The organism is Polaromonas sp. P3_B1 (genome assembly GCF_056402935.1).
This window is the reverse complement of sequence record NZ_JBFUGK010000020.1, coordinates 78,561-99,442: the sequence shown is the minus strand read 5'-3', so window position 1 is coordinate 99,442 and position 20,882 is coordinate 78,561. Positions and strand designations below refer to the sequence as shown.

Sequence of the window (20,882 nt, the reverse complement as noted above, 5' to 3'; positions counted from 1 at the left end):
TCTTCACTGTGTTGCGAGCCAGGCCTGTACGCCTTGAGATCTCGCGGATGGACATCTGATCCCTCAATGCCCATCGCCTGATGACATTCAATGTCGCCACGTCTATCACTCCTAATTTCCCCTGCTTTTAAAACAAGCAGGGTAGTGCCTACGTGGGTCAGTTTTGGATGGAAATTACTGCGCTAAGTGGGTCAGATTTCGACGGAATTCAACAATCGTCAACCCTCAGGACCGTCGCCCGCACCCTTTGGGCCAACTCCGAGGCCATTTCAACGGTCACACTGTCGAGCTTCTGGGGCGCTAGTAGACGGCGCTTGTGCTTGAACTCCTCCAGCAGTTTTGCCCGCTCCTGAGTAGCCAGCAGCGAGGCTTCTGTGTAGTTGCTTGTTTCGAGTGATTGGACCAGCTTGCTTTTGTTGCCGTAGGTCACCTTGAGGTCAAGGGGAACAACAACACGTAGCTGATAAACGCCTGCGCGCAGGAAGAGTCCGGGTAGTTTTGCCACGTCAGTTTTAGTCATGTCGAATTATCAAAGTGACACACCGAACTGACACACGAGAGGCCCGGAAAGCCGCTACAGGCTTGAAACCCACGTAATCATTGGGTTTCAAAGTGATAAGGTGACGAGCCTTGACCCCGGCACTGGCTCCACAGTTAGGGCTGCTTGGTTCCCCACCTGACCCGGTTGGCCGCTTTACCATGCGGGAAGGCCCGTCACCCACGATTGTAAGGGACTTGGGAATGACCCTTGCATCGTGGGGAACATAGTCCGGCAACGCTCCCCGAAACACTGGCCCCGGCAATTTAGAATGGCCGGATGTCCTATCTCGTTCTAGCCCGCAAATACCGCCCCAAAAATTTCTCGGAAATGGTGGGGCAGTCGCATGTGGTGCAGGCTTTGGGCAATGCGCTGGCGACGCAGCGTTTGCACCATGCTTACCTGTTTACCGGCACGCGGGGCGTGGGCAAGACGACGATCTCGCGCATCCTGGCCAAGTCGCTCAATTGCCTGGGCCCGGACGGGCAGGGCGGCATCACCGCCACGCCCTGCGGCGTGTGCCAGGCCTGCACCGACATCGACAGCGGGCGCTTTGTGGATTACACCGAGCTGGACGCGGCGTCCAACCGCGGTGTCGATGAAATCGCGCAGCTGCTGGAGCAGGCGGTTTACAAACCCGTGGTGGGCCGCTTCAAGGTCTTCATGATCGACGAAGTTCACATGCTCACGAACACGGCCTTCAACGCCATGCTCAAGACGCTGGAGGAGCCGCCCGAATATTTGAAGTTCGTGTTGGCCACGACGGACCCGCAGAAAGTGCCGGCCACGGTGCTGTCGCGCTGCCTGCAGTTCAACCTGCGGCCCATGGCGCCCGAGACGGTGCTCGAACATTTGACGCAGGTGCTGGCCGTGGAAAACGTGCCGGCCGAGCCGCAGGCCCTGCGCCTCCTGGCGCGCGCGGCGCGCGGCTCCATGCGCGATGCGTTGTCGCTGACCGACCAGGCGATTGCCTTCGGCTCGGGTTCGCTCGAAGAAGCCAGCGTGCGCACCATGCTGGGCAGCGTGGACCGCAGCTATGTGTATCGCCTGCTGGACGCGCTGGCGCGCGGTGACGGCAAGACCGTGGTGGAAACCTCGGAGGCGCTGCGCCTCAACGGCCTGAGCGCGGCCTCCACGCTCGAAGAAATGACGACGGTGCTGCAGCGCATGGCGGTGCTGCAGGCCGTGCCTGAGATGGGCGAGGGCGGCGACGATGCCGACCCGGACATCGCCGAGACGGCCCGGCTGGCGCGTGCGCTGCCAGCCGACGAAACCCAGTTGCTCTACAGCCTGTGCCTGCATGGCCGCGGCGAGTTGGGCCTGGCGCCGGATGAATATGCAGGCCTGACCATGGTGCTGTTGCGTCTTCTGGCCTTCAAGCCATCGGCTTCGGCCGCCAGCCATGCGGGGGGTGCCGCCGAGCCCGGAAAAAAGCCTCAGCCTGAGGTGACGCGGGCTCCAGCGCCCGCGCCGGCCCCCGTTGCTGCGGCTGCACCGCCAGCTGCAGCTCCCACCTTTGAAAGACGGCCGCCCGTGGCACCGCCAGCATCGGCGCCACAGGCACCCCAGGCGCCGGTGGCTCAGGCCGAGCGTGCGCAAGCCGCTCCCCATTACGCCGCAAGCGCACCGGCCATGCCTGAGCCTGCGCCTGCGCCCGTGCAGGCTGTTCCCCAGCCGCCGCAACAGCGTCCGCCTGCCAGTGCGCCTTCAACAACGCCCCCGCCGCTGGTGCCCGTACCTCTGGGCGAAGCCTGGGGTCAGCTAGTCAACCAACTGGTCGCGGCCGAGGCGGTGGCAGCCCTGACGCGCGAGCTGGGCCTGCAGTCGGAACTGCGCAGCCAGGACGGCGGGCTGTGRACGCTGCGCGTGGAGCGCGAGTCGCTGAACCAGGCGGCCGCGCGCGAAAAGTTGCAGGCCGCGCTGCAAACCCATACCGGCGATCCAGCCCTCAAGCTCGCGGTGGAAGTCGGCCCCGTCACCGACACCCCGGCGCGCCGCAATGGCGCGGCCGCGGCCGAGCGCCAGCGCGCGGCCGAGGAACTGATACAAAACGATCCGCTGGTACAGGACATGATGCGCGACTGGGGCGCGAAAATTGTCCCCGGCAGCATACGGCCGCTGGCGGCCAAGTCGATATGATCAAAGTCAACGGCCAGCGGTAGCACGCATTTCCCAACACCCGACATCCTCCCATTTCACGATCAAAAGGAAGACTCCATGTTTAACAAAGGACAACTCGCAGGCCTCATGAAGCAGGCGCAGGCCATGCAGGACAACATCAAGAAAGCCCAGGACGAACTGGCTTTTGTGGAAGTGACGGCCGAAGCCGGTGCCGGCCTGGTGAAGGTCACCATGACCTGCAAACACGACGTCAAGCGCATCGAGATCGACCCCAGCCTGCTGGCCGACGACAAGGACATGCTGGAAGACCTGGTGGCCGCGGCTTTCAACGCCGCCGTGCGCAAGGCCGAGGAAGTCAGCCAGGAAAAAATGGGCAAGCTCACAGCCGGCCTCCCACCCGGCATGAAGCTCCCCTTCTGACGGCTACTGCGCGGGCTCATGGCGGCGTTGCGGGTCCCGATCAGGCCATCCTCATGCACCTCAAGTGCATTCCGGTGGCCTGACACCCGCGCCTTGCCCTGAACCCGCTCGCTACACCTTTGTCCTTTATTCATTTCAGGCTGTTTTCCCCTCCACATGGCTGACTCCAACGCTCTCGAAGGCCTCACTCAGGCGCTGCGCAAGCTGCCGGGCGTGGGCGCCAAGTCGGCCGCGCGCATGGCGTTCCACCTGCTGCAGCACGACAAGCCGGGTGCCTTGCAGATCGCGCGCGCGCTCGAGCATGCGGTCGGCAGCGTGCGGCATTGCAGCCTGTGCAACACGCTGACCGAGCAGGCGCTTTGCAGCACCTGCGCGAACCCGCAGCGCGACCGCAGCAAGCTCTGCGTGGTCGAAACCCCGGCCGACCAGGCGGCGCTGGAGCGCACGCTGGCCTACAAGGGCCTGTACTTTGTGCTCATGGGCAAACTGAGCCCGCTGGACGGCATAGGCCCGAATGACATCGGCCTGCAAAAACTGTTCGACCGCGTGGTGCCAAAAGACGAGCGCGGTGAGGCGCTGCCGCCGGCTTCACGCGAGGTGCAGGAAGTGATCCTGGCGACCAACTTCACGGCCGAGGGCGAGGCCACGGCGCATGTGATTGCACAGGCACTTAAAAGCCGCGGCGTGCAGGTGACGCGCCTGGCGCGCGGCGTGCCGGTGGGCAGCGAACTTGAATACGTGGACCTGGGCACGATAGCCCATGCGCTGGTGGACAGGCGCTGAGGGGCGCCGACCCGCGCGCCTGCCGGGCCTGCATGACGACACAACAACAAACGGAAGGAAACCAACATGACTTTTGCACGCTTCACCATCGCCTATTGGTGTGTCCTGATCGCGGCGCTGTTGCCGATCGCCTGCGCGGCGCTCGCCAAGTACGGGATGATGAGCACCCCCCGGCGCGACGGTGGCTTCGATAACCATAACCCGCGCGGCTGGCTGGCCAAACAGACCGACTGGCGTGGCCGCGCCAATGCGGCGCAGCAAAACACCTTTGAAGCGCTGCCGTTTTTCTTCGCGGCGGTGATCATTGCGCACATACTGCAGTCCGCGCAGACGCGGCTGGACATCCTGGCGCTGCTCTTCGTTTTTCTGCGCATCGCCTACATCATGATGTACGTGGCAGACCTGGCCAAGGCACGCTCGGCAGTTTGGGCCGTCGCGCTCTTCGTCAATATCCTGATTCTGGTTTCAGCGTACCGCTGAGCCCTAAAGCAGTTATGCCACACGCGGTAACCTTTGGTAACCGCAACGCCTGATTTTTGGTAAAAACCCGCACGGGATGTCCCCGATGCGGGCTTTTTTACGTCTCGATAAGCTTGTGTCATTCACAAGAAAAGAGGCTTTGCATGAACCGCCCACCCCTGATTTCCCGTCGTGGCTTTGCCGGCGGCACCGCGCTGGCCGTGGCGACGCTGGCATTGCCTTCGCTGCGCGCCCAGCCCAAACTTGAAAAGAGCAAGATCGCGATTGCGGTCGGCGGCAAGGCCGCGTTTTATTACCTGCCACTCACGATTTCCGAACAGCTGGGCTACTTCAAGGCCGAGGGCCTGGACATCGAGATCAGTGATTTCGCGGGTGGCGCGCGTGCGCTGCAGGCGGTAGTCGGCGGTTCGGCTGATGTGTGCTCGGGCGCGTTTGAGCACACCATCAACCTGCAGGCCAAGAACCAGATGTTCCAGGCCTTTGTGCTGCAGGGCAGGGCGCCGCAGATCGCCTTCGGCATCTCAACGAAGACCATGCCCAACTACAAGACGCTGGCCGACCTCAAAGGCAAGCGGATAGGCGTGTCGGCGCCGGGCTCGTCGACCAACATGATGGCCAACCTGGTGCTTTCGCGGGCCGGCCTCAAGCCCAGCGACGTGAGTTTCATCGGCGTGGGCACGGCCGCCGGCGCGCTGACAGCGCTGCGTTCGGGCCAGATCGACGCCATGAGCAACACCGACCCGGTGATGACCATGCTGGAGCAAAAAGGCGAGGTCAAAATCATCAGCGACACGCGCACCCTCAAGGGCACGACCGAGGTGTTCGGCGGCTCCATGCCGGCGGGCTGCCTCTACGCACCGCTGGAGTTTGTGCAAAAGCACCCCAACACCTGCCAGGCGATGGCCAATGCCATCGTGCACGGCCTCAAGTGGCTGCAGACCGCCGGCCCCGGTGACATCATCAAGACCGTGCCCGAAAGTTATCTGCTGGGCGACCGCGCGCTCTACCTGGCATCCTTCAACAAGGTGCGCGAGTCGATTTCGCTGGACGGCATCATTCCCGACGACGGCGCGCGCACCGCGCTCAAGGCGCTGGCCAGCTTCGACCCCAGTATCAGGGCCGACAAAATAGACATCGCCAAGACCTATACCAACGAGTTTGCGCGCCGCGCGAAGGATCGCTTCAAGGCCTAGCACCGCCCCTGCTGGTGGTCGAGCCCGCCCGTGCTGATGTCGAAAATACACGAAGCGAAAAGCTTGGGCCCCGTCTTTTGCCAGCAGGGGCCGCGGGACTGGCTTTGCCAGACCGCAGGCGCAGCGCCCCCTTGGGGGGCAGCGCATTACACGAAGCCGAAGGCGAAGTGAAAAGCGTGGGGGCCTATCTCCGCGCAAGCAGCTTGCTGTAAGCTCCCGCCATGCCCGAACCCGACAACGCCTGCGCCCTGGAGCTGATCGACATCAGCTGCACCTTCCGCTCACGCGACGACGCGGCCCAGCGCTACACCGCCGTCAGCAACACCACTTTGCGCATCAACGCGGGCGAGTTCGTCTCGGTCGTGGGGCCCACGGGTTGCGGCAAGTCCACGCTGCTCAATATCGGCGCGGGCCTGCTGCAGGCCTCGTCGGGCGAGGTCAAAGTCTTTGGCGCGCCGCTGGCCGGCATCAACAGCCGCGCCGGTTATATGTTCCAGACCGAGGCCTTGATGCCCTGGCGCAGCGCGCTGGCCAATGTGATGATGGGCTTGCAGTACCGCGGAATTCCGGATGCGGAGGCACGCCGCCAGGCCCAGGGCTGGCTGGAGCGCGTAGGCCTGGCCGAGTTCGGCGACCGCTACCCGCACCAGCTTTCGGGCGGCATGCGCAAGCGCACCGCGCTGGCCCAGGTGCTGGCGCTGGACCCGGACATCATCCTGATGGACGAACCCTTTAGCGCGCTCGACATCCAGACCCGCCAGCTGATGGAAAACGAAGTGCTGGAACTCTGGGCTGCCAAAAAGAAGGCCGTGCTCTTCATCACCCATGACCTCGACGAGGCGATTGCCATGAGCGACCGCGTGGTCGTGCTGTCGGCCGGCCCGGGCACACATCCCATAGGCGAGTTCGCCATAGACCTGCCGCGCCCGCGCGATGTGGCCGAGGTGCGCCACCACCCGCGTTTTGTGGAGCTGCACACGCAGATCTGGAATGTGCTGCGCGACGAGGTGCTCAAGGGTTATGCGCAACAGCTCAAGAAAGCCGCATAAGAATCACTATGTGGCGGCATCTCAAGCCTTCCGAAAAAAACCTGCGTGCCTGGCAAGTCTGTTTGCTGGTCATCATCCTGCTGGTCTGGCACGCCGTTTCGCGCGACCAGAAGATTGCGTTTTTCCTGGGCGAGCCCATCAAGGTGGCGGGCCGGGTCTGGAGCTGGTTCATGCCTTTCGGCTTCGGCCCCAGCGCCTTGTTTCCCGACGGCCTGCCGGGCAATGCCGATATCTATTTGCATCTGGGCACCACCTTGCTGGAGACCGTGCTGGCCTTCGGCATAGGCACGGTGCTGGGCCTGGCCTGCGGCCTGTGGCTGGCGCTCGCGCCCACGGCCAGCGCCATCCTGGACCCTTACATCAAGGCGGCCAACTCCATGCCGCGCGTGATCCTCGCGCCCATCTTTTCGCTGTGGCTGGGCCTGGGCATCTGGAGCAAGGTGGCGCTGGCCGTCACGCTGGTGTTTTTTATCGTGTTCTTCAACGTCTACCAGGGCGTGAAGGAGGTCAGCCCGGTGGTGCTGGCCAATGCCCGCATGCTGGGCGCCAACCAGCGCCAGCTGCTGCGCACCGTGTATTTGCCCAGCGCCACCAGCTGGGTGTTCTCGAGCCTGCACACCTCGGTGGGCCTGGCTTTTGTGGGCGCGGTGGTCGGTGAATACCTGGGCTCGGCGCGAGGGGTGGGCTACCTGATTTTGCAGGCCGAGGGAACCTTCGACGTCAACACCGTGTTCGCCGGCATTGTGGTGCTCACGGCCTTTGCGCTGGTGCTGGACGGCATTGTGGGCCGGCTCGAAAAGCGCCTCATGAAGTGGCAGCCGCGCAGCGGCGAGACGGAAAAGCTCTGACGGAAAACCTTGGCGTTTTCCCCTGTACCGCAAACTTCCTGCCGTCCTACAGCGCCAGGCGAGTTGCTTCCTTAGAGTCAAAACCGGGCTTGCCCCGTTCCATGCCCTCGCGCCGCGCAAGGGAAGGAGCGGGCAAGCCGGCATCCAAAACTCCAAGGAAAACGCCATGAACCTCTCGCTCAGCATAGGGCCGCTGATGTCCCTGATCGCCGGCATCCTGATCCTGATCATTCCGCGCCTGCTCAATTACATCGTGGCCATCTACCTGATCGTCATCGGCCTGGTTGGCCTGTTCGGCCTGGGCACACTCAAGCTTTAGCCATCGCCGGAGTTAAGGTGCCCTGGCGTGCCCTGGCGCCTTAGCGCTTTTTCGATTTCACGACAGGCTTGGCCGTGCCGCGCTTGACGGCCTTGACGCCGGCCTTGCCGCGGCCGTGGCTGGCCGAGGCGGCATGGCTTTTGACCGGCAGGAAGACCACCACCGGGTGGCCCAGCTTGAAGGCGCTGGAGGCGCTGACGTGGTTCCACTCGGCCACATTGGCGGCGCTCAGGCCGTAGCGCTTGGCAATGGTGGCCACCGACTCGCCCTTTCGCGCTTTGACGGTGGTGCGCCGCGTCACGACTTCGGGCGCGAAGGACACCTGGGCGGTGTCGGCAACATGGGAGGTGACGTCGGTTTCAACCTTGGCCGAGCGCGGCACCAGCAACGTGGAGCCGGCCTTGATCAGCATGCGCGGCGGGATGTTGTTGACGCCGCGCAGGTCGGTTTCGCTCATGCCGGTGCGGCGCGCTGCTTCAGCCGGGCTCATGGTGCTCGGGGCGGTCCAGGCCGTCCAGCTCGCGTACTGGCCCTGGCTGTAGGCCTCGAAGTTGCGCTGGAACACCGTGGCGTTGTCCCAGGGCAGCAGGATTTGCGGCGTGCCGGCCGCGATGATGACAGGGCGGTGCGCCGAGGGGTTCAGCGCCTTGAAGTCCTCGATCTTGACGTCCGCCAGGCGCGCGGCCAGCGCCACGTCGATGTCGCGCGTGATCAGCACCTGCTGGAAGTAGGGGTGGTTTTCGATCAGCGGCAGTTCGGTGCGGAAGGCCTGCGGGTTGGCGACGATGTTCTTGACCGCCTGCAGCTTCGGTACATAGAGCCGGGTTTCGGCCGGCATGTTGAGGTCGGAATAGCTGGTGCCCAGGCCGGCCCTTTGATTTTTGGCGATGGCGCGGCTCACGCTGCCTTCGCCCCAGTTGTAGGCTGCCAGCGCCAGGTGCCAGTCGCCGAACATGCCGTAGAGTTTTTGCAGGTAGTCCAGCGCGGCACGGGTGGAGGCCAGCACGTCGCGGCGGTCGTCGCGGAAGGCGTTTTGCTTCAGGTCGAAATACTTGCCGGTGGCGGGCATGAACTGCCACATGCCGGCGGCCTTGGCGCTGGAAACGGCCTGTGGGTTGAAGGCGCTTTCGATGAAGGGCAGCAGGGCCAGCTCGGTCGGCATCTGGCGGCGCTCGAGTTCTTCAACAATGTGGAACAGGTATTTGCTGGAGCGCTCGGTCATGCGCTGGATGTAGTCAGGCCGGCTGGCGTACCACTGCTCGCGGTCGGTGACCAGTTCGTTTTGCAGGTCCGGCATCGCAAAGCCACGGCGTATGCGGTCCCAGAGCTCCTTGGGCGGCTCGGTCGAAGCGATCTGGCGCGAGCCGGCCTGGCCGGGCGTGATGGCCTGCAGCGGGCCGCTGGGCAGAAGCGGCTTGGCGGCCGGTGCGCCGCCGGTGGTCAGCACAGGGTCGCTCGGCAGGCCGGGCGCCTGTTGTGTGGCGCAGCCCGTGAGCAGCGCCGCCGCCAGCATCAGGGCCAGCGAAGCAAGGCGGAGAAGAGGGGAGGAGAAAGAATTCGAGGGGCCGGAAAAGCTCGAAAGACTGGTAACTGCAGTGGTGCGGGAGTGTGGCGTCATTTGAATTGGTTTTTCCACTGCCGGATGGCGGCAAATACGGTGGTGTCGTCATGGGCCGACGCATCAAAGTGCCGGGCAGCCTGCATGATAGTGGCTTGCCGGGTTCGCAAAAAGGGGTTGATCAGCAGTTCCTGCGCGATCGAGGTCGGCAAGGTCGGAACTTCCTGCTCACGCAGGCGTATGCATTTCGCCTGGTAGGCCGCCAGCTCAGCGTTGCCGGGTTCCACGGCCACGGCAAAGCGCAGGTTGGACAGCGTGTATTCATGGGTGCAGCAGACCACGGTGTTGCCGGGCAGGGCGGCGAGCTTGTCGAGCGAGGCCAGCATCTGCGCGGGCGTGCCTTCAAACAAACGCCCGCAGCCGCCCGAGAACAGCGTGTCGCCGCAGAACAGCAGGGGCTTGCCGTTGACGTCCTGCGTGTAATAGGCGATGTGGCCGGCCGTATGGCCCGGCACGTCCATCACCTGGAATTCAAGGCCGAGGGCGCGCGCCGTGTCGCCGCCTTTGAGGTGCGTATAAGGCTGTGGAATGCGCTCGGCGCCGGGGCCCCAGACCTGGGCGCCCGTGGCCTCGCGAAGGGCATCCACACCACCTGTGTGGTCCGCATGGTGATGCGTGACTAGAATCGACTCCAGCTGCAATGCGTGCTCGTCGAGCGCGCGCTGCACCGGCCCGGCATCTCCCGGGTCCACGACCAGGGCGCGCTTGCCGTCATGCAACAACCAGAGGTAGTTGTCATCGAAGGCGGGAATCGGGATCAAATGCATGCGGTGTCTCAGGACAGGTAGGACGGTTCTTGATGAGCTCTGAAATTATAGGTTTGACGGACTGGCTGAGGACGCCGCCTGGCGCTTATCTGCTGGGCTGGGAGCGTGCGCGTTTCGACGAGGCGGTCAGCGATGTTTTCGGCTACCACGCCCTGCAATTGGGCCTGCCTGAACTCGACGCGCTGCAGGCCAATCGCATGCCGCACAAATGGCTGGCCCTCGGGTCGGCGCCTTCCTCTTCCCCGGCCGAAGCGGCTACGGATGCGACTGCCGCCCCGGCCGCAAGTTCCCGGCGCGCGGCCTTGCTGACGGACTCTGATGCGCTGCCGTTTCCGGAGGCCAGCCTGGACCTGGTGGTGCTGCCGCACACGCTGGAGCTCAGCCGCGACCCGCACGCCACACTGCGCGAGGTCAGCCGGGTGCTGGTGCCGGAGGGCCGTGTGGTGATCAGCGGGCTCAACCCCACCAGTCTCTGGGGCCTGCGCCAACGGCGCGGCCACCTGTACCAGCGCTGGGGTTACGACAGCCTGTTCCTGCCCAAGACGGGAGAGTTCATCGGCTACTGGCGGCTGCGCGACTGGCTGCGGCTGCTGGACTTTGAGGTAGAGTCGGGGCGCTTCGGCTGCTACCGCCCGGCGCTGACCAGCCAGGCATGGCTGGACCGCTTCGAGTGGATGGATGCGGCGGGTGAGCGCTGGTGGCCGATTTTCGGCGCCGTGTATTTTCTCGCGGCGGTCAAGCGGGTGCGGGGCGTGCGTTTGCTCGAGCCGGCCTGGAAGACGCGCAAGGCGCCGGCTGCGGCGCCGGCGGTAGTCGCCAACAAGGAGCCGGCCACGCGAATGCGGCCACCGGCCTGAACCGGCCCCTTTCCCTTTCTTCGTTTTTCATTTTCAACAGCCGGGTGTCGTACGGGCCCCGGCGTTCTTCACAAGCAACACCAACGCATGACCGATCTATCCTCCAGCCCAACCGCCGCACCGCAGCCCGTCGTGATCTACACCGACGGCGCATGTAAGGGTAATCCCGGGCCCGGCGGCTGGGGCGTGCTGCTGTCCCAGGGCGGCACCCAGAAAGAACTGTTCGGCGGCGAGCTGGGCACCACCAACAACCGCATGGAAATGACCGCCGTCATCGAGGCGCTGGCGGCGCTCAAGCGGCCTTGCAGCGTGACGCTTTACCTCGACAGCGAATACGTGCGCAAGGGCATCACCGAGTGGATCCATGGCTGGAAGGCCAGGGGCTGGCGCACGGCCGCCAAGGCCCCCGTCAAGAACGTGGACCTGTGGCAGCGCCTGGACGCGCTGGTAAGCAGCAGCGGCCACAAAATCGACTGGCGCTGGGTCAAAGGCCATGCCGGCGATCCCGGCAACGAGCGCGCCGATGCGCTGGCCAACAAGGGCGTGGAGCGCGCGCTGGGCCGCTTGTAACAAGCACCTGGACCTGGGATCGGCGGTGGACCCGCGCGGGAACATGTGCGAAAAAATGCGCACCAAGCATGCACGGACGGCACATAACTCGTGCATTGCGGCATCCACCATAAGCGTACGTAGCATCCGCCCCATGGCGACCGCCGCCCGTTTGGTAAAGCCGTTGTAAAGCTACAGCGCTTGCCCCCGGCAAGGGCGAGAAAACGCTGCGCGCGCCATGGTGTCCTGCTACATTGGAAGTTTGTATCTCTTTGTATTACAAGTTTCTTCCCCATGGCATCCAAAGCAATCTACACAGCTGTCGCCGTCGCGGGCATCGCGGTCGCATCGGGCGCTGCCTGGTGGCTCCAGAAACCCAAGGCGGCGGACGCCGCAAGTGCCACGCCCTCGGCCGCCGGTAATAGCGCCAATGGTGCCAATGCGGGGAAACCGGTCACGGTAGAGGCCGCCAAGGTGGAGCTGGCCCGGTTGTCGGACGATACGCAGGCGGTAGGCAGCCTGCGTTCACGCCGCGGCGTGGTTTTGCGGCCCGAGGTCAGCGGGCGCATCACCCAGCTCAATTTCACCGACGGCCAGCGTGTGCGCAAAGGCCAGGTGCTGGTGCAGTTCGACGACCAGCTGCCGCTGGCCCAGGTGCAGCAAAGCCAGGCTGAACTCTCCATCGCCCGGGCCAACCAGAAGCGCAACCAGGAGCTGGTCGCGCAAAACTTCATCAGCCAGCGCTCCCTCGATGAAAGCGCGGCCAACCTGCAAGTGGCCGAAGCCAAGCTGTCGCTCGCCAAGGCCACGGCGGCGCGCCTCAAAATCCTCGCACCTTTTGACGGCATCGCCGGCATACGCCTGGTCAACGTGGGCGACTACCTCAAGGACGGTGCGGACATCGTCAACATCGAAGACATTGAAGCCATTTTTGTCGATTACCGCCTGCCCGAGCGCTTCCAGAACAAGGTCAAACGCGGGCAGACGGCCGTGCTCGACATCGACGCTTTGCCCGGCCGCAAGTACAACGCGCAAATCCAGGCCATAGACCCTTTGATCGATGCCAACGGCCGCTCCATCGGCGTTCGCGGCTGTATCGACAACCGTCAGCTGCAGCTGCGCCCCGGCATGTTCGCCCGCGTCAACACGGTCTTCGGTGTGCGCGAGAACGCCCGCGTGGTGCCCGAGGAGGCCATTGTTCCGCAGGGCGGCCGGCAGTTCGTCATCAAGCTGCTGGAAGGCCCGAATGAGCAGACCCGCACGACCAAACGCGTGGAGGTCAAGGTCGGCCTGCGCAGCCCGGGCAAGGTCGAGATTCTGGAAGGCCTGGAGGCCGGCGACACCGTGGTCGCTGCCGGCCAGCAGCGCGTGCAGCGCGACGGCACGCTGGTGACCGTGCTGGACCTGGCCGCCAATGCCTCTGCCCGCGCGGGGAATGCCGGCAATGGAAAATCCGCCGCTCCGGCTGCGGGGGCTTCAACTCCGGCTGCGGCGCCCGCCGCCGCCAATGCGCCGGCCGCCCCGGTGAAAACCGCCGCCGCGGAACCCGCGGCCCAGGCGCCGTTGGCCGGCCCCAACCCCTGCGGCGTGGTGGTGTCCGAAGCCCCGCGCGGCCTGGTGCCGGTGCGCAGTGTGACCCCGGCCGAGCGCGGCCCGTCAAGCCCGCCGGCGCGCGACCCCGCCTGAGCGGCCGCCGCAGTTTCCACAGATCTCCATGCAACTCGCTGAAGTTTCCATACGCCGCCCGGTCTTTGCCACCGTGCTGTCGCTGCTGATCGTGCTGATAGGGGCGGTCAGTTTCAACCGCCTGTCCGTGCGCGAGTACCCCAAGATCGACGAGCCCGTGGTGACCGTCAGCGTGCGCTACGCGGGCGCCTCGGCCGAGGTGATCGAATCGCAGGTCACCAAGCCGCTGGAAGACTCCATTGCCGGCATCGACGCGGTGGACGTGATCACCTCCATCAGCCGGGCCGACCAGGCGCAGATCAGCGTGCGCTTTCGCCTTGAGAAAGACGCCGACTCGGCCGCCGCCGAGGTGCGCGACCGTACCTCGCGCGTGCGCAACCGCTTGCCGCAGGCCATTGAAGAGCCGGTGATCGCCAAGGTCGAGGCCGACGCCTTCCCGGTCATCCAGGTGGCTTTTTCCAGCGACTCGCTGACGCCGCTGCAGATCAACGACCTGGTCAACCGCATCGTCAAGCCGCGCCTGCAGACCGTGACCGGCGTGGCCGACGTGCGCATCTTCGGCGAGCGCAAGTACGCCATGCGCATCTGGCTGGACACCGACAAGCTCGCTTCCTACAAGCTGACCACGCAGGACGTGGAAGACGCCATCAGCCGCAGCAACCTCGAGCTGCCGGCCGGCCGTATCGAGTCGCAGCAGCGCGAATTCAGCGTGACCTCGCAGACCGACCTGGTCAGGCCCGCGCAGTTCCGCGAGATCGTCATCAAGAACGTCAACGGCTTTTCCGTCAAGGTGCGCGACGTCGCGCGCGTGGAAGAGGGCGCGGCCGACGAGCGAACGGCGGTCAGGCTTAACGGCCGCTCGGCCGTCGCGGTCGGCGTGATCCGCCAGGCTACGGCCAACCCGCTGGACTTGTCCAAGGGCGTGCGGGAAGTCTTTCCCAAGCTCAAGGCCGACCTGCCGGCCGACATGCTGATCGACGTCGCCAACGACAACTCGGTGTTCATCGACCGCTCCGTGGGCAATGTGTACCACACCATCGCCGAGGCCATTGTGCTGGTGGCCCTGGTGATTTTTGTCTTCCTGCGCACGCTGCGCGCCTCGATCATTCCCATCGTCACGATTCCGGTGAGCCTGATAGGCACCTTCGCCATGATGGCCCTGGCGGGCTTCACCATCAACACGCTGACGCTGCTGGCGCTGGTACTGGCCATCGGCCTGGTGGTGGACGACGCCATCGTGATGCTGGAGAACATCTTCCGCCACATCGAGGAGGGCATGGACCCGTTCTCGGCCGGCATCAAGGGCGCACGCGAGATCGGCTTTGCGGTGGTCACCATGACGGCCACGCTGGTGGCCGTGTACGCGCCGCTGGCTTTCACGCCGGGCCGCACCGGGCGCCTCTTTGTGGAGTTCGCGCTGGCGCTGGCCGGCGCGGTGGTGGTGTCGGGCTTTGTCGCGCTCACGCTCACGCCCATGATGTGCACCCAGCTGCTCAAGCACAACCCCAAGCCCAACCGTTTTGACCGCTACATGGAGCAGGCCTTGACGGCTATCTCCGACCGTTACGGCGCGGTGCTGCGCTGGGTGGTCACCACACGCTATGTGCCTGAGGTGGAAGAGGGCAATGCCGGACGACCCTCCCTGGCCCAGCGGCTTAAGGGGTTTGCGCTGCAGGCACGCTGGATCGTCATCGGCGTGATGCTGCTCAGCGCCCTGGCCATCGCGCTGGTGTTCCCGAGCATGAAGCAGGAGCTTTCGCCGATTGAAGACCGTGGCGTGATTCTGGCCAACGTCAACGCGCCCGACGGCGCAACGCTGGACTACACCAACCGCTACGCGAAGGCGCTCGAAAAAATGGGCGAGCCTTTCCCCGAGTTCGACCGCATTTTCGCCAACGTGGGCAACCCCACGGTGGCCCAGGCCAGCGTGGTATACCGCACGGTCGACTGGGACAAGCGCGAGCGCTCCACCCTCGACATGGCGCGCGAGCTGCAACCCAAGTTCAATGCGCTGCCGGGCGTCACCGCATTCCCGATCACGCCGCCTTCGCTGGGCCAGGGCTTTCGCGAGCGGCCGCTCAATTTTGTGATCCAGACCTCCGACAGCTACCAGAACCTGAACACCGTGGTGCGCCAGATGCTGGAGGAGATCGCCAAAAACCCCGGTATCGTCTCGCCCGACGTGGACCTGCGGCTGAACAAGCCCGAGCTGCGCATCGAGGTCGAGCGCGACAAGGCGGCCGACCTGGGCGTCAGCGTGCAGGTGATCGCGAAGGCCATCGAAACCCTGCTGGGCGGGCGCAATGTGACGCGCTACAAGCGCGATGCCGAGCAGTACGACGTGATCGTGCAGACCGAGGCCAGCGGCCGCATCACGCCCGAGAACATAGACCGTATTTATGTGCGCGGCCGCAACGACGCGATGATTCCGCTGTCGGCGCTGGTGAAGATGCGCGAAAGCGTCTCGCCACGCGAACTCAACCATTTCGGCCAGCGCCGCTCGGTGTCCATCACGGCCAGCCTGGCCGGCGACTATTCGCTGGGCGAGGCGCTCAGATTCATGGACCAGACCGCCAACAAGGTGCTGAAAACCGGCTACAGCACCGACCTCAACGGCACCTCGCGCGAGTTCAAGAGCTCCCAGGGTGCGCTGGCGATTGTCTTCGTGCTCGCGCTGCTGTTTATTTTCCTGGTGCTGTCGGCGCAGTTTGAAAGTTTTATCGATCCGCTGGTCATCATGCTGTCGGTGCCGCTGTCCATGATAGGGGCCTTGCTCGCGCTCAAATGGTCGGGCGGCTCGCTCAATGTGTATTCGCAGATCGGCCTGATCACGCTGGTGGGCCTGATTACCAAGCACGGCATCCTGATCGTGGAGTTCACCAACCAGCTGCGCGGGCAGGGGCTGGAGATGATTGATGCGCTGGTCAAAGCGTCGGCACAGCGCCTGCGGCCCATCATGATGACGACAGGCGCCATGGTGCTGGGCGCCTTGCCGCTGGCCCTGGCCAAAGGCGCGGGCGCTGAAAGYCGCACCCAGATCGGCTGGGTCATTGTGGGCGGCATGTCCCTGGGCACCTTGCTCACCGTGTTTGTGGTGCCCACCATGTACACCCTGTTTGCCCGCAAGGCCATTCCGGGCGCCAACAAGGCCGTGGCCAGGGAAGAGCCGGATGCGCACCTTGAGCACCCGGAGTACGTGGCGAAATGACCGGAAGGTCCCGCGTATTCCTGGCCGGGGTCCCGGCATGGCGGTGAGAATGCCGTTTTGACCGCGACCCCCGCGGGCCGGATCCGTACAACTGTTTCTTTCCTGATTGCGTTCCTGCTTGCAGGGGCCCATGCGGCTTCCGCGCAAGCCCAGGAGGCGCCGGAAGCCGGGACCTATGGTGTGCAGTTCCTCTGCTCACCGTCCCAATTGGCGCAACTCAGCCCCAAGATGTTTCGTTACCTCCAGCAGCTAGGCATCCCGGCCCGCCTGGTTCAGGAAACCTTCGACAAGCCGCGCGGCACCATGACCTATTCCCTGCTGGGTTCAGGTACGACCGTGAGCACCCTGTTTCTGGCGCAGCGCCCGGAGCTGGCGATCAAGGACGAGGTGGTGTTTCTGCCCGTGAAAAACAACAGGACACGCAAGCTCAAGACCGTCTCCAAAAAAGAGGTCCTGCTGGCCTTGCTGCACCCAGGGCGCTTGACCGAGTTCAGGGGAAAGGCCTGCGATGTGCAGGCCCTGGCCGACCATGTCGGCATTCGCCAGAACACCGTGGTCTGGGCCGAGGTGCTGGAATGGGGCTGGCCCGAGGGCGGTCCCGCAAAATGGAATGCCCGCTACTGGGTCAATGGGACGCCCAGGCTTCGTACCCCCTTGCATCAAGCCCTCAATGACATGTTTTTTGAGCAGGGGAAATACCACATAGGCTGCTACGCCGCGACCAAGGTGGTGTTTGCCCAAGGTGCGCTGGACTACTTTCGCCGCGTCAAGGGGGATGCCGGCAAGGCGCGCGGCGTGGAGCAGCGGCTGCTGGCCGACGGGGAACCGCTGGTGGACGTGGAGCCCGGCGGCATGTGGAGTTTTGAAGCTGATTTTGACCCGCTGGAGCTGGAGCGGCCGGGCAAGGTCTTGCGCATGGTGGGCGGGGTTGCCGCCGGCAACTTTGTTCCGGGCGACTGGATTTATTTTCTGAACACCGACCCGCGCACCAGCCAGAAGACGGGGTACGAAGGCTCCAACGCCATCTACCTGGGAGGCAACCGGTTTGACGACTATTACAACGACAACGACCACCACTACACCTACCAGGAAAAACTCAGTGAGGTCTACCAGTGGCGCCATGACGTTTTCAGCCGGAGCCGCGACGCCGAAAAAATACAGCACCTGGCCGAGCAGGACTATGAGCGCCTGAACGCCACGCCGGAAAAAGGCGGCTTGCTGATGGGTTTTCGGGTCGTGCCCTATTTTTTCGGCTACGAAGACTTGCCCCCGCTACCAGCTCCCCGCAACGACTAGGCCCTCCCGGCGCCGCGCGTCTGATGGATTACAGGGCGCCGTCAAACATCAGCACATCGACTTCATCACCTACGGCCACATTGCCTTGCGCATGGTGCAGCACGATCAAGCCGTTGGCCTCTGCCATGGAGCGCAGCACACCCGAGCCCTGGCTGCCTGTGGTTTTGACCTGCAGCGAGCCGTCGGCCGCGGTGGAGACCCAGCCGCGCTGGTATTCGGTGCGGCCGGCTTTTTTGCGCATGGGCTCCAGGCTGCGGGCCTTGAGCAGCGGCGGCTGCGCGGCGCCGGCGCCCATCATCTGCAGCAGCGCAGGGCGCACAAAGGCCAAAAAAGTCACCATCACGGCGACCGGGTTGCCGGGCAGTCCGAACAGGATGGCGCCGTTGGGGTTGCCACCGCCGGCGGGTGGGATGCGGCCCACTGCCATGGGCCGCCCTGGCCGCATGGCAATGCGCCAGAAGGCCACGTCACCGAGTTTTTTCATCATGGCCTTGGTGAAGTCGGCCTCGCCCACGCTGACGCCGCCCGAGGTGATGATGGCATCGGCCCGCGCGGCGGCCTCGGTGAAAGCCGCTTCGAGCAGGGCCGGCTCGTCGCGCACCACGCCCATGTCGATGACTTCGCAGCCCAGGCGGCTCAGCATGCCGAAGACGGTGTAGCGGTTGCTGTCGTAGACCGCGCCTTCGCGCGGTGCTTCACCCAGCGAGAGAATCTCGTCGCCGGTGGAAAAGTAGGCCACGCGCAGCGGCCGGCAGACGGGCAGGGTGGGCAGGCCCAGGGAGGCTGCCAGGCCTAGCCGGGCCGGCGTGAGGATTTCGCCCTTGCGCAGCGCCGGCAGCCCTTGCGCCAGGTCCTCGCCGCGCAGGCGGCGGTTGTCGCCGGCGCGCAGCAGGCCGGGCGGGATGCTGATGCTGCCGTCCGGATGCTGCTTGACGAATTCCTGCGGCACCACGGTGTCCAGGCCGGCGGGCATGATGGCGCCGGTCATGATCTTCACGCACTGGCCGGCTTGCACGCTGCCTTGCCAGGCCTTGCCGGCCAGCGCCGTGCCGTCGGCGACCCTCAGGTCCAGCGCCGTGCCGGTGGCCAGCTGGCTGCCGTCAAAGGCAAAACCGTCCATGGCCGAGTTGTCATGGGGCGGAACGTCAAAAGGCGAGACCACGTCTTCGGCCAGCACGCGGCCCAGGGCTTCGAACAGCGGCAGCTTGATCGCGTCCTGGACGGGCGCCACCAAACGCGAGAGGAAGTCCAGCACCTGGCCGGCCGACAGGGCCTGCGGGTCGTAGCCTTGCAATTCGGCCGCGATCTGGTCCAGCGTCTTCACGGCAGGCGCGATTCGAGCTGGTGCAGCTCGGCCAGGGTGTTGGCGTTGAAAAAGCCGTGCGCGTCGTCGCCGGGCCGGTCAAAGGGCACGGACACGGTTTTGTGCTGCGCCGTCCATGCGTCTATCTTGCGGCCGCCGCCATGGGTGAAGCGCACCAGGCTTTCGAGCATATGGGTGCCCATCAGGCAAAACACCGGCTGCGGCCTCAGCTGGCCGTCTTCCTCGGGCGCGGCGGCCACGGCGAAGTCGGCCCCTTCGCGCACATAGGCTTCGGCCAGGCGTGCCACCAGGTCGTCAGGGAACAGCGGCGTGTCGCAGGGCACGGTCAGCAGGTAAGGCGTCTCGCAGCGCTCCAGGCCCGTGAGAAAGCCCGCCAGCGGCCCGGCGAATTCGCCCAGGCCCGTGCTGTCGGGCCAGACCGGCACCCCAAAGGCTTCGTAAGCGGCCAGGTTGCGGTTGGCATTGATCATGACCTCGCCGACCTGGGGCGAGAGCCGCATCAGCGTATGCAGGGCCAGCGGCACGCCGTTGAAGTTCTGCAAACCCTTGTCGACCCCACCCATGCGCGAGCCGCGCCCGCCGGCCAGGATCAGGCCGGTGATGGCTTCGGCATGCAGCGAGGTGTTGTTGTGGCTGTTGGTCGTCATGCTAGCCACCGATGTAGCTCATCTCGACGCGTTTGGCATTGCTGTCGGGCATGCTGGTGTCGGCCGGTAGCGCGGCGCGCAACTCCGAATAGCGGTCGTCGCGCCCCTGCCAGATATGCGCCACGGCCGCCGCGATCTGCTCGTCGGCATAGCCGCCGCGCAGCAGGGCGCGCAAATCCTGGCCCTGGCTGGCGAACAGGCAGAGAAAGAGCTTGCCTTCGGTGGACAGCCGCGCCCGGTTGCAGTCGCTGCAAAAAGCCTGGGTCACGCTGCTGATCACGCCGATCTCGCCCGCGCCGTCGGCGTAGCGCCAGCGTTCAGCGGTTTCGCCGGTGTAGTTCGGGTTGATGGCAGTCAAGGGAAACTCGGCGTTCAAGCGCTCCACCACCTGGGCCGACGGCAGGACTTCATCCATGCGCCAGCCGTTGGTGGCGCCCACGTCCATGTACTCGATAAAGCGCAGCACGGCGCCCGTATGGCGGAAATGCCGGGCCATGGGCAGGATTTCGGCGTCATTGGTGCCGCGCTTGACCACCATGTTGACCTTGAGCGGCGAGAGGCCGACTTTCTGCGCGGCTTCTATGCCCTTGAGCACGTCGGCCACCGGGAAGTCCACGTCGTTCATGCGCCGAAAGGTGGCGTCGTCCAGCGCGTCCAGGCTCACGGTGACGCGCTGCAGGCCGGCGTCCCTGAGCGACTGGGCTTTTTTGGCCAGCAGCGAGGCGTTGGTGGTCAGCGTGATGTCCAGTGGCTTGCCCTGCGGCGTTTGCAGCTTGGCCAGCATTTCGACCAGCACTTCGAGGTGCTTGCGCAACAGCGGTTCGCCGCCGGTCAGCCGGATTTTTTCGACACCATGCGCCACGAACACTTTCGCAAGCCGGGTGATTTCCTCAAAACTGAGCAGCGAGGTTTGCGGCAGGAAGGCGTAGTCCTTGTCGAACACCTCGCGCGGCATGCAGTAGCTGCAGCGGAAATTGCAGCGGTCGGTCACGCTGATGCGCAAGTCCCGCAGCGGCCGGCCGCGCGTGTCGCTCAGCAGGCCGGTGGGCGCCGTGACCCGGGCAGGGATGTGCGGCACGCGGCTTGCGTAGCGGATATCTGCCAGCGGAATGATTTTCTCGGTTGTCATCTGGGGCCCAAAGGGAGAATTTACTCCATTGGCCCGTCTGGGACGATAAA

The 20,882-nt window shown here is 64.8% G+C and carries 19 protein-coding genes, 1 other RNA gene and 1 pseudogene; 13 read left to right on the top strand and 8 right to left on the bottom strand.

The features are described 5' to 3' along the window. The 3 genes and pseudogenes from AC1DXS_RS13585 to ffs form a co-directional block, all read right to left on the bottom strand. Positions 1 to 109, bottom strand: a pseudogene (locus AC1DXS_RS13585) (XRE family transcriptional regulator); the annotation flags it as partial. Positions 110 to 208: 99 nt separating this feature from the next. Next, positions 209 to 520: a DUF6538 domain-containing protein gene (locus AC1DXS_RS13580; RefSeq protein ID WP_477738011.1), complete on the bottom strand. Its 312-nt coding sequence runs from the start codon at positions 518 to 520 to the stop codon at positions 209 to 211. A 99-nt stretch (positions 521 to 619) separates the two neighbouring features. Further along, positions 620 to 716: signal recognition particle sRNA small type (gene ffs / locus AC1DXS_RS13575), an RNA gene on the bottom strand. Positions 717 to 817: 101 nt separating this feature from the next. Here ffs and dnaX point away from each other — a divergent pair. From dnaX to AC1DXS_RS13535, 8 genes are all read left to right on the top strand, one after another. Then, entirely contained in the window at positions 818 to 2,677 is a 1,860-nt protein-coding gene (gene dnaX, locus AC1DXS_RS13570) for a DNA polymerase III subunit gamma/tau (RefSeq protein ID WP_477738010.1), read from the top strand. 78 nt (positions 2,678 to 2,755) lie between these two features. Further along, on the top strand, positions 2,756 to 3,079 hold the full coding sequence (locus tag AC1DXS_RS13565) for a YbaB/EbfC family nucleoid-associated protein (RefSeq protein ID WP_007871458.1): 324 nt from the start codon (positions 2,756 to 2,758) through the stop codon (positions 3,077 to 3,079). A gap of 156 nt (positions 3,080 to 3,235) precedes the next feature. Next, complete coding sequence (recR, locus tag AC1DXS_RS13560) at positions 3,236 to 3,862, top strand: recombination mediator RecR (protein WP_477713232.1); 627 nt, start codon at positions 3,236 to 3,238, stop codon at positions 3,860 to 3,862. 66 nt (positions 3,863 to 3,928) lie between these two features. Continuing rightward, positions 3,929 to 4,342: an MAPEG family protein gene (locus AC1DXS_RS13555; RefSeq protein WP_477738009.1), complete on the top strand. Its 414-nt coding sequence runs from the start codon at positions 3,929 to 3,931 to the stop codon at positions 4,340 to 4,342. Between the two features lie 143 nt (positions 4,343 to 4,485). Then, complete coding sequence (locus AC1DXS_RS13550) at positions 4,486 to 5,535, top strand: ABC transporter substrate-binding protein (RefSeq protein ID WP_477738008.1); 1,050 nt, start codon at positions 4,486 to 4,488, stop codon at positions 5,533 to 5,535. A 221-nt stretch (positions 5,536 to 5,756) separates the two neighbouring features. Beyond that, complete coding sequence (locus AC1DXS_RS13545) at positions 5,757 to 6,584, top strand: ABC transporter ATP-binding protein (RefSeq protein WP_477738007.1); 828 nt, start codon at positions 5,757 to 5,759, stop codon at positions 6,582 to 6,584. Positions 6,585 to 6,592: 8 nt separating this feature from the next. Continuing rightward, complete coding sequence (locus tag AC1DXS_RS13540; protein ID WP_477738006.1) at positions 6,593 to 7,432, top strand: ABC transporter permease; 840 nt, start codon at positions 6,593 to 6,595, stop codon at positions 7,430 to 7,432. Between the two features lie 166 nt (positions 7,433 to 7,598). Then, entirely contained in the window at positions 7,599 to 7,751 is a 153-nt protein-coding gene (locus AC1DXS_RS13535; protein ID WP_477738005.1) for a DUF3096 domain-containing protein, read from the top strand. Between the two features lie 40 nt (positions 7,752 to 7,791). Here the strand turns inward: AC1DXS_RS13535 and AC1DXS_RS13530 are convergent, their stop codons facing one another. Then, the gene (locus AC1DXS_RS13530) at positions 7,792 to 9,369 is read right to left on the bottom strand and encodes a transglycosylase SLT domain-containing protein (RefSeq protein ID WP_477738004.1); all 1,578 of its coding nucleotides are present in this window, start codon (positions 9,367 to 9,369) and stop codon (positions 7,792 to 7,794) included. After that, positions 9,366 to 10,136 (bottom strand): hydroxyacylglutathione hydrolase, encoded by a 771-nt coding sequence (gene gloB / locus AC1DXS_RS13525; protein ID WP_477738003.1) that lies wholly within the window; start codon positions 10,134 to 10,136, stop codon positions 9,366 to 9,368. Before gloB ends, AC1DXS_RS13530 begins: the two co-directional genes overlap by 4 nt. Before the next feature lie 32 nt (positions 10,137 to 10,168). Between gloB and AC1DXS_RS13520 the strand changes: the two genes are divergently transcribed. The 5 genes from AC1DXS_RS13520 (at position 10,169) to AC1DXS_RS13500 (ending at position 17,732) form a co-directional block, all read left to right on the top strand. Beyond that, entirely contained in the window at positions 10,169 to 10,993 is an 825-nt protein-coding gene (locus tag AC1DXS_RS13520; RefSeq protein WP_477738002.1) for a class I SAM-dependent methyltransferase, read from the top strand. 87 nt (positions 10,994 to 11,080) lie between these two features. Further along, positions 11,081 to 11,563 carry a ribonuclease HI gene (gene rnhA / locus AC1DXS_RS13515; protein WP_477738001.1) on the top strand — a complete coding sequence of 161 codons (483 nt, stop codon included), beginning with the start codon at positions 11,081 to 11,083 and terminating at the stop codon, positions 11,561 to 11,563. Positions 11,564 to 11,836: 273 nt separating this feature from the next. Beyond that, complete coding sequence (locus tag AC1DXS_RS13510) at positions 11,837 to 13,228, top strand: efflux RND transporter periplasmic adaptor subunit (protein WP_477738000.1); 1,392 nt, start codon at positions 11,837 to 11,839, stop codon at positions 13,226 to 13,228. Between the two features lie 28 nt (positions 13,229 to 13,256). Continuing rightward, on the top strand, positions 13,257 to 16,436 hold the full coding sequence (locus AC1DXS_RS13505; protein WP_477737999.1) for an efflux RND transporter permease subunit: 3,180 nt from the start codon (positions 13,257 to 13,259) through the stop codon (positions 16,434 to 16,436). A gap of 228 nt (positions 16,437 to 16,664) precedes the next feature. Beyond that, a complete protein-coding gene (locus AC1DXS_RS13500) occupies positions 16,665 to 17,732 on the top strand; it encodes a hypothetical protein (RefSeq protein WP_477737998.1) in 1,068 nt (355 codons plus the stop codon). Between the two features lie 28 nt (positions 17,733 to 17,760). Here the strand turns inward: AC1DXS_RS13500 and moeA are convergent, their stop codons facing one another. The 3 genes from moeA to moaA are packed head-to-tail and all read right to left on the bottom strand — an operon-like array spanning position 17,761 to position 20,832. Beyond that, positions 17,761 to 19,056 (bottom strand): molybdopterin molybdotransferase MoeA, encoded by a 1,296-nt coding sequence (gene moeA, locus AC1DXS_RS13495; protein ID WP_477737997.1) that lies wholly within the window; start codon positions 19,054 to 19,056, stop codon positions 17,761 to 17,763. Beyond that, positions 19,053 to 19,703, bottom strand: a complete 651-nt coding sequence (gene mobA / locus AC1DXS_RS13490; protein ID WP_477737996.1) for a molybdenum cofactor guanylyltransferase MobA — start codon at positions 19,701 to 19,703, stop codon at positions 19,053 to 19,055. Before mobA ends, moeA begins: the two co-directional genes overlap by 4 nt. A 1-nt stretch (position 19,704) precedes the next feature. Further along, positions 19,705 to 20,832 carry a GTP 3',8-cyclase MoaA gene (gene moaA, locus AC1DXS_RS13485; protein WP_477737995.1) on the bottom strand — a complete coding sequence of 376 codons (1,128 nt, stop codon included), beginning with the start codon at positions 20,830 to 20,832 and terminating at the stop codon, positions 19,705 to 19,707. Positions 20,833 to 20,882: the final 50 nt, after the last annotated feature.